The following is a 12,700-nucleotide window of genomic DNA, read 5'->3' on the forward strand; positions in this document are numbered from 1 at the left end:
ATGCGAAACAGCACACGCTCTCCTCCCGTAGTGGTGATGTGATACGCCTATGGACGGTTCTCTGCCGGAATTTTCGTTGTCCATTGCCACGATATCGGCTTCGCATCGCGAAGCTTTAGGGCCTGGCGAAGAGCTAAAGCTCAAAGCCGTCACCTGCACCCCTAAGAAACATCATCTGCACTACTTAACTACTTAAAACCATCTGCGGTGCTCGACTACTTGAACACCATCGACGCAGAAAACGGCGCCTTATCCGGTTCAGCCCGATACTTGTCCTGGATCGCGCTCACGCAGTTCGTGAACTGGGTGCGAAATGCGACGGGGTTGTCGCTTGGCGGGGAAAGACCATCGGAGGTCACGCTCCATCCGTCGGCGGTGCGGACGGCGTCGAGATCGAAGGAGGCCGCGGTGTCGCTGCCGAGAGTGACCGCCTCGCGCTTTTCGCCACCGGGCAAACGGAGAATCGCTTCGCAACCCTGCAGCAGCCGCACAGCAGCGTGAGCAGCCGAGCTGCCGAGAGGTGCTGCGTCGTCAGGCACGGTGTGGTACATGCGCAGCGACTGGAACTGGGCCGGCATCCCGGCTACGACGAATTGCACGTCCGACTGTGAAATGCCATCGCTGCATCCAGTCAGGACTCCGAGCAGCACGGCCACCTTGAACCGTACAAAAATGCGCTCAGGCAACGCCCGGCCCTTCGATGCAGCAGTTGCAGATGTCATCGCGCCTCTTTCCAGTTTCTTTCTACGCCGTAAGGCATCAGGAAAGCGACGCTCCCCCGGCTAGCTCATATATCGGCAAGCCGGGGCGATTTCTTTAGGTTGGGGATCTGGAGGATGCGACGGGCTACCCTTTCACCGCCTTTCACAGGCAGCCCGCCGGAAAACTCACTTGCCTTCTTCAGGCTTCACGCCCAGCAGTTCACGGATATGCGCCAGCGACCCGTCGTCCTTGACCACCGTGGACAGCCATTGATGCAACGGCATCTCCGCCCACTCCGCCGCCTTGTCCGCCAGATACGCAGCCGGGCTATGCGGCTCGGTGCTCCGGAAAAACCGCGCCACCGCCCGCAACTGCGCGACGGCCTGCGCGCGATTCTGGATCCCAGCGCTACTCGCTTGCGAGCTCGTCGATACGGTCGTCAACACGGGTTCCTCCCGTTGCGTTGCGGTCTTGAAACTGGGTTCGGCTCGCTCGACGGCCTCCGGTTTCTGCGCTTTGGCCGCGCTCTCGGCCGTCACACCCACTTCACGCGCAAAGCGCTCGGCGAGCCGGTACACCCCTTCATACACGTCTTTCGCCTGACGAAAGCTCGGCGCGGAATCGCCTGCGCGGCGGTCCAGCTCCTGCTCGAGCGCCAGCATGGCCGCTTCAAAGGCCGCCAGATCGGCCAGCAGCCCGGCGTAGAACGGCACCGGCGTGGCCCGCTTCGATGCCTCGATCTGCTCGACGGACGGTTTGCCCCGGGCGATATCGTCAGCGTGATCCGGATCGCGCTTGACCGCCTGAGCGACGTGGGTCGCCACCTCCCAATCCACCGTGCTGTAGAGATCCGCCGGTGCCGCGGTCAGCGGCATCGCGCGCAGTAGCTCAGCCGTGCGGCCCACCAGCCACGCCACGTTGCCGAGGCGATATTCGGTATCGTCCCCTTCGGGCAGCGGATGCAGATGATCCCAATAACGCTCGGACAACCCCGTAATCAGCCGGTAGCCGTCGGTGAGGCCGGTGATGCCTTCCTCGAGCGCCAGGCCCTCGGTGAGCCACACCGCCAGCCGTAAATCTTTGGTCTGCGTCTTGAGCAGGCTCGTGCTGCGCTCGACGACAAACGGCCAGTTCGCTTCCTTGATCTCCGTCACCCACTCGCCCTGATCGAGCGAGGGGTCGTCGAAGCGGCGCGCGTTCTGGATCGCGTCGAAATCGGCTGAGAACAACAGGTCGTCGCCGCAGGGCGAAGTTTCGCTGACCGGTTCCAGCAGCGTGGTGATGTTAGCGGGCATGAGCATGACAGAAAGCCGTAACGTAAGTGCCTGGGTTCAGGCGTTAAAACAGGAAGACCCGTGCGACGACATTGACACGCGCGCGCACGCTTCAGGCGACCGTATATTCGAATTCACCGGCCTCGCTCGCCCGCACCGCGATGCGCTCAAGCGACGTGCCGTCCGCGATGCGCTCGAGCACCTGTTGCGCCACTTCGGGCAACAACGTGCCGTTCAGGATGTGGTCCACGTTGCGCGCGCCGGAATCGACTTCGGTACAGCGCGCCAATACGGCATCCACGAGCGATTCGTCCCACTCGAAGGTCGCCTTGTGATTCGCTTCGATGCGCCGGCGAATCCGCTCGAGCTTCAGTTCGATGATCTCCACCAGCACGTCGTCGGAAATCGGATAGTACGGCACCACCTTCATGCGGCCGAGAAAGGCCGGCTTGAAGGTCTTGTACAGTTGCGGGCGCAACGTCTCGGCGAGTTCATCGGCGCCCGGCAGTTCTTCCGCGCTCTTGTTCAGACACGCCTGCATCACCGCCTGCGAACCGACGTTCGAGGTGAGGATGATGAGAGTATTGCGGAAGTCGATCTCGCGGCCTTCCGCGTCATCCATCGTGCCTTTGTCGAACACCTGGAAGAACATTTCCAGCACGTCCGGGTGGGCCTTTTCCACTTCGTCGAGAAGCACCACCGAATAGGGATTGCGACGCACCGCCTCGGTTAGCACGCCGCCTTCGCCATACCCGACGTAACCCGGCGGCGAGCCTTTGAGACCAGAGACGCTATGCGCCTCCTGATACTCGCTCATGTTGATCGTGACCATCTTGCGTTCGCCGCCATACAGGATGTCGGCCAGCGCCAGCGCCGTTTCGGTCTTGCCGACACCCGAAGGGCCGACGAACATGAACACGCCGCGCGGCTTGTTCGGATCTTCGAGGTTCGCGCTGGCGGTCCGCACGCGCTGGGCGATCGCTTCCAGCGCGTGGTCCTGGCCGATCACGCGAGCGCCCAGCAGCGGTTGCAGGTTCAGCACGGTTTGAATCTCGTCCTTGACCATGCGTCCCAACGGAATGCCGGTCCACGACGCGACGATCTCTGCGACAACGTGGCCGTCGACCTGCAGCGGCACCATCGGCTGGCCGCCTTGCAGCGCACGCAGTTCGCTCACGCGCGCCGCGAGCGTCTCACGCGCACTCGCGGCTTTCCCGGCCTGCTCCGCGTCTGCGCTACCGCCGCGTGTTGCATCGATTTGCGCCCGCAGTTCGCCAATCTCCGACACCAGCGCGCGCTCCTTGTCGTAGCGCGCTTCGCCGGCGGCAAGCGCGGTTACGTCCGCTTCCCGCAGGCTGCGCAGTTCCGCAAGACGCTCGTCGTGCACCGCCCCACTCGCGACTTCCCGTTCGAGCGCGTTCACTTCCGCATCGATTCTCTCGATCCGCTTTTTCGTGTCGTCGATCGTTGCAGGTGTCGAGCTATGCGCCAGGGCGACTTTCGCGCAGGCCGTATCGAGCACACTGATAGCCTTGTCCGGCAACTGACGGCCGCTGATATAGCGATGCGACAGGCGCACCGCTTCGGTAATCGCATCGTCGAGCACGCGCACGTTAAAGTGCTTTTCCATCAAAGCCGCCATGCCGCGCAGCATGGACGCCGCAAGCGTCTCGTTCGGCTCCTCGATCTTCACGACTTGGAAGCGCCTTGCCAACGCCGCGTCTTTCTCGAAGTACTTTTTGTACTCGCTCCACGTGGTGGCCGCAATCGTGCGCAGTTCGCCGCGTGCGAGCGCCGGCTTCAGCAGGTTCGCCGCATCGTTCTGTCCAGCCTGACCGCCCGCGCCGATGATCGTATGCGCTTCGTCGATAAAGAGGATGATCGGATGCGCGCTTTTCTTGACCTCGTCGATCACGTTTTTCAGGCGATTTTCGAATTCACCTTTGACGCTCGCTCCGGCCTGCAGCAGCCCCATGTCCAGCACGTGCAGCGCGACGCCTTTCAGCGGCGCGGGCACGTCGTCAGCGGCAATACGCAATGCGAGCCCTTCCACCACGGCGGTTTTGCCAACCCCCGCTTCACCCGTCATGATCGGATTGTTCTGGCGGCGGCGCATCAGAATGTCGATCGTCTGGCGAATTTCCGCTTCGCGGCCGATCACCGGATCGATATGGCCATCGCGGGCGCGTTGCGTCAGGTTGGTCGTGTAGGTATCGAGCGCGGGCGTCTTTGAAGGGCCACCGCTTCGTGCCGGTTGCAGGCTGGCATCGCGGTCATCGCCATCGGCATCGTCGGACGCCGCAGGATTGCGCTCTGCCTCGCACGAGCCGACCGTCAGTTCATCGAACTTATGCTTGAGATCGGTCACACGCACGTCGCGAAACAACGGCGACATACGCTGCGCAAACTGCGCGAGATCCGGTGCGCTCAGCAGCGCGAGCAGCAGATGGCCGGAGCGGATCCGGCCGATCTGCGCATCGAGCGATGCCAGCAGCCACGCCTGCTCGAACAGCGCGATCAGATGCACGGAAAACACCGGCGTGCGCGCGTTGCCCGTCTTCAGGCGCTGCAACTCGCGTTCGAGATCGGCACGCAACGCATGCGCGTCGATACGGCTCGCGCGCAGCACCAGCGTCGCATCGCTCGCCGGCTCGTCGAGCAAGGCCAGAAACAGATGCTCGAGGTCCACCTCGTAGTGACCGCGCGACAGGCAATTGCTCGCCGCCCGCTCGGTGGCCTGGCGGCAGGTCGGATTCAGTTTCGCGATCAGCGTCTTGAGGGGCGTGCTCATGTCGTGCGGTCCAGGTTCTGTTGATAGCGTGGCGCGTTGCGATGTTCAGTGGATGACGTGCAATTCATAGCGGGCGTCGGAGCGGTCGCGGTCGGCGTCGTGTGTGCAGAGAAACGCGTCCCAGCCGAGCCGTCCACCGTGGCCCAGCTGAATCGAGCCGACCTCGGCGCGCCGCAACACCAGCGAGACCTCGTATTCAAGCGTCACGCCGGCCAGCAGCGTCAGCATCCGTTCCAGTGCGATGGCACGTTCGGCGCCCGGCAGGAAGGCTTCATAGTCTTTTTTTGCGAGCGGGCCGATCACCAACCGCGCACGCATGTCGCGCTGCCAGACCCGTTCGCCTGCCAGCGCGGTGGCGCCGAGCGTCGCGTTGACGCTGCCCAGCACCGTCAATTGATCCGGCGGCACGTCGTACCATTTGCCGACAAACTGATCGACGCGCACCGGTACCTGAAAGTATTCGGACAACGTCCGCTGCAAGTACGCCGCCGACACCGGCCGATGCCGCGCCGCAAGCGCATAGCCTGCAATCGCCTCGTCGAACAGCGCACCGTCGCCCTCCTGCAGAGTGCTGCGGCTCTCTGCATCGGCGACACCGGCAAGCGCCAGCAGCAACGGCAGATAGCGCTCGTCGCGGTCCAGTTCGTAATGAAACGGCAGCCGGTATTTCTTCCATGCCGAGTAGAACAGCGCGGTGGCCCGATTCGAAAAGACATCGAAGAACTCGCGCGCCGCACGGTCGCGCCTGAGTTGCTCGCGCGCAATGATCTGCTCGGTATAGTGCAGCGGCAATGCGCCCTGCCCGCCAAGCAGCCCGAAGAACGCCGGCGTGATATCGACTCGGCCAAGCTTGCCGTCTTCGACGGCGGCGGTACGCTGCGGCTTGTCCTTCAGCGCCGTGCCTTCATCGTCATAGGACTGCGCGCTGTGAATCTCGCTCGGCGGAAAGCCCAGCGAAAGCGTATTGCGAAACGCCAGACGCTGCGCCACGATCTCGCCGGGCCGTGTTGAGTTCTCCCTGGCAAACCACTTCTCGAGAATCCGCACTGCCTGAAAAAACTGGAAGCGATGCGGTTCGTCGAGCAGTTGCTCGATTACGCCAGGATCGATTCGCCGCTGCGGGGTTTGCATCGCAGAATCTCCTCGCCAGTGCGCTTCGACACGACGACCAGTTGCACAAAGCTGTTCAGATGCACGTACAGCCCAAAAAACGTGTCGATCACACGCACGAACGACGCGAGGCTCGTGCCCACAAAATGGTCCTCGTCGATGGTCAGGCGAATTTCCATGCCGCGCACGAAGGTAGCGAACGGCTTGCCCGGCAGCCATTGCACGGCCGCGCGCTGCTCGATGCCGACCAGTCCGTCGATATGCCGCGCCGAGACCGCCGTGCGCCGCATGTCGTACAGCACCAGCATTTCCTTGAGCGCAGAGAGGCCATTGCTCGCAAGCGAGACGTGATTGAGCGCCAGGTGCGAGATCAGCCGCCAGTGCGCGGCACGGCCACGCTCGAAACGCACGCTCGGCGTGGGGCGGCGCAGCATCGAAATGTTGCCGGTCAACGAACCGCCCTCGAGAAACAGGTCGCCGCCTTCGATGCCCATCGCCAGTCCGGCCGGCAGATCGCGATTGGTGCAGGTCAGCTCGATACTCAGCGTATCGGTTTGCGCCTCGGCTGGTTCGAAATCGATATCGACAATCGAAATCTCGGTTTCGTAGCCCGGGCTCTTCTCCGCCACCCAGTCGTTGCGGCGCGCGAACCAGTAATGCCCGGCGCGTTGCCGTTCGCCGTGATGCAGCGAGTAGAACGGCCGGAATTCGATCACCGATTCCTGGTTCGCCTGCTGCCGGACCAGCTTCACCGAATCGATTGAATACACCTCGTAGGCAAACGCCCGGCGCGCTTCGGCGATCACCGGATACGAGATCGACTGATGAGTCAGACGGATCGGTTCACCGTGCTGCTTGAACAGGTTGACGACCGGCGTGCAGAACAGGCGGAAGTGCTGCGTCGCGAGCGTCTCGAGCAGCCGCGCGACATGCGAGTCGCTGCGCACGTCTTTCAGCACGACGTGCAGCGTCAGACGGCTGCAGCGGCCGCTGGCGCGCGTCATTGCCGCCAGATCGAAATCGACGAAATTGAATTTGTCGGGAAACGCAAAGTACTCGGTCAGCAACCGGTACGCCGGATGCGACTTGGCGGGGTAGTCGATCAACGCATCTTCTTCGTCGAAGCCGGCTTGTGCGAGCGGCGAGGTGCGCATCGCGGTCCACACGCCGCGGCGGTCAGCCTCGACATAGGTGGCCATTGCATTGACGAACAGGCAGTCGGTCAGACCCGCGATAAACGATTGCTCGCCATGCAGATGCGCGCGCAGCGTGGACAGCTTCAGCGCACCGAGATCCAGTTGCGGCGCGGTCGACTCGAGCGTGATCGAGACAATCGCCGACGCGTTGGCTGGCAACACAGTCGCGCTCGGCGCCATCGCGATGGACGTGTACTTCGCCTCCGAGATGCGAATCGGCGCCAGCGTCACATCGTAAGCGGTGCGAAAGCGGCACTGTACGCCGCGGATCGTGCGCGATTTGAGTTCGGTGCCCCGCTCGATCGTGACCGGTTCGGTCAGATTGCTGAGTGCAGCGGAGGTGCCCAACTGGGCTATCGAACACGAGGGAAACGGCCGCAGATAGTGCGGATAAAGCACTTCGAGCAGTGCTTCAGTGAATTCGGGGTAGTCGTCGTCGAGCTTCTTGTTGATGCGGGCGCCCAGCAGCGCGAACGATTCGATCATCCGCTCGACGTGTGGGTCTTCGCAGTGCTCGCCGGACATCGCGAGGCGCGCGGCGATCTTCGGGTAACGATCTGCGAAATCGTTCGAGTAGCGCCGCAGGAATGCCAGTTCGCGCTCGTAATATGGCAGCAATTCTTCCATCAACCTGTCCCCGGACCTGATACACCCGCGCCGCCGTTGCGCGTAACGGCAGCCAGCATGCGGTATTAAAGCTTCGCGCGTGCGCGCGATACGGAATACTGCAACGTCGAAGGCTGCAGCATCGCATCAAAACTCACCGGTTCTTCTGCCGGATGTACGACCAGTAACGCCTGAATGGCAAAATACAGCGCGTTGGTCGATTGTTCGTTCAGTTCTAGCGTGACTGCCACCTGCTTCAGTCGCGGCTCGTGCCGCGCAATGGCCTGCTGAATCGATTTGCAGATGAACGTCCGGTCGTAGTGACTCGCGAGACTCAGGCCCGCGAAGTCGTTCAGACCGTACGTCAAGACCGATTTCTGACACTCGGGCAGCGCCGCCAGTTCGTGTTCGGTCAAGGCGATCCGGGTGTTCAGGATGGCCTCGACGTCACGTGCGACAGTCGCCTTCAGCTCGTCCAGCGACAATTGCCGCATCGCCGGGGAAGCCGGCAAATGCGGTTCGTCGTCGAACAGCTTGTCGAGGAAACTCGGTTCGAATCGTTTCATCAGCTGCCGAAGAAGCGGTGCAAAACGCAGTGTGGCGCCCGCAGGTCAAGTACGGACGCCGCACCGCCCATCAAACTGCGTACGTCTTGTCGTTCTTCGTCAGGCTCCACGCGCCTTGCGCGTTGCCGCCCTGGTTGCCGCCGATCTTCTGCTGGGTGTACTTCCACTGCACCGCAGCGTATTTCAGCGTGAACTGCTCGTTCGGCAACGACACGCCCGGTGCGTCGCTCGTACCCGTCGTCGCGGTCGGCGAACCGACAGCCGGCGCCACGCTCGAGATGATCACGTACTTGAGCTTGACTTCCAGATACTTGATCCGGTTGCCTTCGCCATCCGAACGCATGAAGTCGACCGTCACTTCGTCGAACGTCGTACCGCCCGATGCGTGTTGGTAGATCAGCGGGCTGACCACGTCGATATCTTTCGTGAAGACCATATCGCCGTGCTCGCAGCGCTCGGCCGTATGGCCGCCAGCGGTAGAGGCCGTTGCCGAACGCGGTTGCGTGATGGAGTGACTCCAGGAGTCGATCTCGATCCAGCCCTGATGGTCCTTATCGGCAGACTCGCCCTTGATCGCAGGATTGCCGAATTTTAAATAGATGTCCTTCATAACTCATCGACTCCCCAAAGAGGTGGTTTTTACAGTCAACCCGGGCGGCCAGCCCGGGCATGTTGACTTCATTTATGAATTTGCCGGCTTCGGCAGGTCAGCCACAAGCCGCAAAGAGATCGAAAGCTCATCCAGCTGGAAGTGCGGGCGCAGGAACGCGACCGAACGATACGAACCGGGTTTGCCAGGAATCTCCGAGACCTGTATGGATGCCTCACGCAGCGGAAACTGCGCTTTCTGCTCCTGAGTCGCGTTGTCGTCGAGCAAGACGTACTGCGAGATCCAACGGTTCAGGAATACTTCGACGTTCTGTGCCGAGGCGAAACTGCCAATCTTGTCGCGCATCATCGCCTTCAGGTAGTGCGCCACGCGCGATACCGAGAAGATGTACTGCAACTGCGCGGACAGCACGGCGTTCGCGTTGGCGCTATCGGTGCTGTACTTCTTGGCTTTCTGGACCGACTGGGCAGCAAAGAACGCGGCGTAATCCGAGTTCTTGCAGTGCACGAGCGGAATGAAGCCGAGATCGCTCAGTTCTTTTTCGCGGCGGTCGGTAATCGCGATTTCGGTCGGGCACTTCAGTGCCACTTCACCGTCGTCGGTCTTGAAGGTATGGGTGGGCAGGTCTTCGACCAGACCGCCGCCTTCCACGCCGCGAATCGCTGCGCACCAGCCGAAGTCGTCGAATGCGGCCGTCAGGCGCGCAGCGAAAGCCCAAGCCGCGTTACACCACAGATACTTGCTGTGATCGGTGCCGTCCACGTCTTCGACGAAGTTGAAGCCTTCAGCGGTCGCGCCATCTTTCGGATTGAACGGCAGGCGGCCCAGAAAGCGCGGCAGCGTCAGACCGACATAACGTGAGTCTTCCGAATCGCGGAACGACTTCCACTTGGCGTATTCGACCGTGTCGAACACCTTGCCGAGATCGCGCGGCTTGCCGAGGTCGGCAAACGATTCGAGACCCAGCAGTTCCGGCGACGCCGATGCGATAAACGGTGCATGCGCAGCAGCGGCGACGTGCGCCATCTGCTCGATGAAGTACACGTCCTCCGGCTGACGCGTCACCTCGAAATCCCCGATGATCGTGCCGAACGGCGCGCCGCCGAAGGTGCCGAACTCTTCTTCGTAGACCTTCTTGAAAAGCGCGCTCTGGTCGAATTCAATCGCATTCTTGAAGTCGCGCACCAGATCGCGCTTGGGAGCATGCAGCGCCTTGATCTTGACCGTCGAGCCGGTGTTGCTTTCCTTGCACAGATAGTCGAGACCGCGCCACGTGCCTTCGAGGCGCTGAAACTCGGGTGCATGCATCACCGCGCTCAGTTGCGCGGAGATCAGCCGGTCGAGCTCCGCCACGCGGGCGTCGATGGTGGCCGAGAGGTTGTCCGACACGATCACCGTGCCGTCGAGCACCTGGTGCACGAGTTCGCCGATCAGGTCTTTCGCACGCGCGTGTTCCGAATCGGACTTCGCCACCTTGCTCTTCTCGACGATCTCGTCGAGCAGCGAGGTCTCAGCGCCGTCGTGCGCGCTGGCGAGTTGGGCTGCTGCCGTTTGCTGGTTCATCTCACACCCCGTACTTATTCGCCCTGCTGGTCTTTACCCGGCGCATCGCCGTGCTCTTCTGCTTCGCCCTGGCTTTTTGCAAGGGCCTGCAGTTGCTGCGTGTTCGACAGCACCTCGCTCAGCAGGTCTTCGAGCTTGTCGTTGCCCGCGAGCTTGTTGCGCAGGTCGGCCAGCTTCGAACGTGCGTCGAGCAGACGGCGCAGCGGCTCGATCTGCGAGACCACTTCGTCCGGGCTGAAGTCGGCCATCGAACGGAACCGCAGGTCCACCGCAAAGCGTCCGCCGGCCTCGCTCAGGCGGTTTTCCACCTGAAATGCCGCCCGCGGCTCGATGCCTTTCATCACATCGTCAAAATTGTCGCGGTCGATATTGACGAACTTACGATCGCGCAACTTGGGTTGCTCGACTTCGGATTGCCCCGCCAGATCGGCAACCACGCCGACGACGAAGGGCAGCTCCTTGATCTCGATTGCATCGCCACGCTCAACCTCATAAGTCAATTGAACGCGCGGCGGCCGGACTTTTTGCAAGCGCTTTTGAATACTTTCTTTCTTCGCCATCGTCGGCTCCCTGAAGCAGGTGGTCTTGCGGGTGAATTAGCGAAGCGCGCTGAACGGGTCGGACGCGCCACCGCTTTGTGCCGCTCTCGCGGGCGCAGCCGGTGCTGCAGGCGCCGGAGCAGACAGCGCCGGCGTGGCCGGTGCAGCCGGCGCCGCCGCCGTGGTGGCCTCCGGCTTTTTGGCGACGCGCCTCACGTACTTCTTCTTGACCACCGGCTTGTCGCTGTCGTCCGGCGGGAACAACGTGGCTTCGCCCAGCGTGTCGCGCAGTTCCTTGGCGAGCGCCTGGGCATCGGTCTTGGCATCGCCTGCGAGCGACGCATCCTGGCGCAACTCGCCCAGCGATTGCGTGGCGACGCGCAGGCCTGCCACAGCCAGCACGCTCTTCGCCTGACGGTCGGTCTGGTCGCGCTGCAAGGCTTCCTGTGCGTCGACGATGGCCTGACCGTAATGTCCCTGTGTGAACTGGATCTGCGCCATGCGCGACCACGGTTCTTCGCGCGTCGGATCGGATTTGGCCAATTGCTGGTAAAGCGCCATGGCCTTGTCCTGGTCACCTGACTTGGCGACGGTATCGGCGTCTGCCAGCGACTTGTTGAAAGCCTCCGGCGTGGTCGCGACGTTGTTGCTCTGGCTTGCACATCCGGCGATCACGCCACATGCCAACACCACCCCTGATAGTTTTACAAAGAGACGCTCTTTCATCGCTTTTTCACCGGCGTGCGAGTTTTTTAATTCAACGAGAAACTGGAGTTTTGCTTTGCTTCAAGTGCGCGGGTATAGTACAGGTCAATTTTTGATAATTCAACTTTCGTGTGACAAAGCATTGCACGAAAAAACCGAGAGCGCATCACATAAGCATCACATAAGGACCGGATAAGAAATAGTTTCCGGGCGTAAAGCCCGTTATTCTCGAGGACGGAAAGTTTTTCCGCCCATTCGGACGGGGTAGTAGCGCCATTCAATGCATTACGCATAGAACAGGCGCACTCCCCCGATTGGTTTAGCTGAGTAGCGATTCGACCGGGGGCGATCGGCACAGAACCGATCGGTGTAAATGAATTTGCGTTTTATTCGTTATGCATCGTTACTGGCGATGAGCGCGATACTTCTTGCGGGTTGTGCGGCCGCCGTGCCGATGCTCGGGTCGGCCGCTTCCGCCGCCCTGCAGATGACCGGCCTCGGCAAGCCCGATGTACCGGACGCCCAGAAGCCGCCGCGCGACCTCGGCCTGACGCTGTACGCCGCGCAGAATCTGAACGCCGCCAACGACCAGAAGCCGCTGGCGCTGGTGGTGCGCCTCTATGTACTGAAAGATCCCACCTCGTTCCAGCAGGCGCCATTCAATGCGTTCACCGATCCCGACAAGGAAAAAAGCACGTTGGGCGGCGATTTGCTGAGTGTGAGAGAAGTCACCCTGATTCCGGGGCAGCACTACACCGTAACCGAGAAAGTCTCGCGCGAAGCGCAGGCATTCGGTATCGTCGCGCTATTCCGCGACCCGGCAATACAGCGTTGGAAATTCGCCTTCGATCCGGCAAAGTCCGAGAAGTCTGGCATTATGATCGGTCTGCATAACTGTGCAATGACCGTGACCAACGGCACTGTGATCCCACCTGAACAGGGATTCCCGGTTCAATCGCTGAATATGCTGTCTTCGGTGAGTTGTGGCTAAAAATGCATTTGAATGGCAATTTAACCGTATTTGACGATTTAACAATT

At 61.5% G+C, this 12,700-nt stretch carries 11 protein-coding genes; 1 reads left to right on the forward strand and 10 read right to left on the reverse strand.

The features are described 5' to 3' along the window. Positions 1 to 215: 215 nt before the first annotated feature. From P3T24_RS05845 to P3T24_RS05890, 10 genes are all read right to left on the reverse strand, one after another. The gene (locus P3T24_RS05845; protein ID WP_429288746.1) at positions 216 to 722 is read right to left on the reverse strand and encodes a hypothetical protein; all 507 of its coding nucleotides are present in this window, start codon (positions 720 to 722) and stop codon (positions 216 to 218) included. Between the two features lie 165 nt (positions 723 to 887). Continuing rightward, positions 888 to 1,997, reverse strand: a complete 1,110-nt coding sequence (tssA, locus tag P3T24_RS05850) for a type VI secretion system protein TssA (RefSeq protein ID WP_429433263.1) — start codon at positions 1,995 to 1,997, stop codon at positions 888 to 890. A 91-nt stretch (positions 1,998 to 2,088) separates the two neighbouring features. After that, complete coding sequence (gene tssH / locus P3T24_RS05855) at positions 2,089 to 4,767, reverse strand: type VI secretion system ATPase TssH (protein WP_429433092.1); 2,679 nt, start codon at positions 4,765 to 4,767, stop codon at positions 2,089 to 2,091. Positions 4,768 to 4,812: 45 nt separating this feature from the next. Further along, on the reverse strand, positions 4,813 to 5,898 hold the full coding sequence (tssG, locus tag P3T24_RS05860; RefSeq protein WP_429409461.1) for a type VI secretion system baseplate subunit TssG: 1,086 nt from the start codon (positions 5,896 to 5,898) through the stop codon (positions 4,813 to 4,815). After that, the gene (gene tssF / locus P3T24_RS05865) at positions 5,862 to 7,700 is read right to left on the reverse strand and encodes a type VI secretion system baseplate subunit TssF (RefSeq protein WP_429409460.1); all 1,839 of its coding nucleotides are present in this window, start codon (positions 7,698 to 7,700) and stop codon (positions 5,862 to 5,864) included. The genes tssG and tssF overlap by 37 nt, the downstream gene beginning before the upstream one ends. 65 nt (positions 7,701 to 7,765) lie before the next feature. Next, the gene (gene tssE, locus P3T24_RS05870) at positions 7,766 to 8,245 is read right to left on the reverse strand and encodes a type VI secretion system baseplate subunit TssE (RefSeq protein WP_074268309.1); all 480 of its coding nucleotides are present in this window, start codon (positions 8,243 to 8,245) and stop codon (positions 7,766 to 7,768) included. A gap of 70 nt (positions 8,246 to 8,315) precedes the next feature. After that, positions 8,316 to 8,855 carry an Hcp family type VI secretion system effector gene (locus tag P3T24_RS05875; RefSeq protein ID WP_074268308.1) on the reverse strand — a complete coding sequence of 180 codons (540 nt, stop codon included), beginning with the start codon at positions 8,853 to 8,855 and terminating at the stop codon, positions 8,316 to 8,318. 72 nt (positions 8,856 to 8,927) lie between these two features. After that, positions 8,928 to 10,418 (reverse strand): type VI secretion system contractile sheath large subunit, encoded by a 1,491-nt coding sequence (tssC, locus tag P3T24_RS05880; protein WP_429409458.1) that lies wholly within the window; start codon positions 10,416 to 10,418, stop codon positions 8,928 to 8,930. A gap of 14 nt (positions 10,419 to 10,432) precedes the next feature. Further along, positions 10,433 to 10,978 carry a type VI secretion system contractile sheath small subunit gene (gene tssB / locus P3T24_RS05885; protein WP_074268306.1) on the reverse strand — a complete coding sequence of 182 codons (546 nt, stop codon included), beginning with the start codon at positions 10,976 to 10,978 and terminating at the stop codon, positions 10,433 to 10,435. A gap of 36 nt (positions 10,979 to 11,014) precedes the next feature. After that, positions 11,015 to 11,683: a tetratricopeptide repeat protein gene (locus P3T24_RS05890; RefSeq protein ID WP_429433094.1), complete on the reverse strand. Its 669-nt coding sequence runs from the start codon at positions 11,681 to 11,683 to the stop codon at positions 11,015 to 11,017. Between the two features lie 352 nt (positions 11,684 to 12,035). Here P3T24_RS05890 and tssJ point away from each other — a divergent pair, with 352 nt between their 5' ends. Beyond that, positions 12,036 to 12,653: a type VI secretion system lipoprotein TssJ gene (gene tssJ / locus P3T24_RS05895; RefSeq protein ID WP_074268304.1), complete on the forward strand. Its 618-nt coding sequence runs from the start codon at positions 12,036 to 12,038 to the stop codon at positions 12,651 to 12,653. The last annotated feature ends 47 nt before the right edge of the window (positions 12,654 to 12,700 follow it).

Origin of the sequence: Paraburkholderia sp. GAS33 (genome assembly GCF_050436645.1) — a bacterium.
Lineage (GTDB): Bacteria > Pseudomonadota > Gammaproteobacteria > Burkholderiales > Burkholderiaceae > Paraburkholderia > Paraburkholderia phenazinium_B.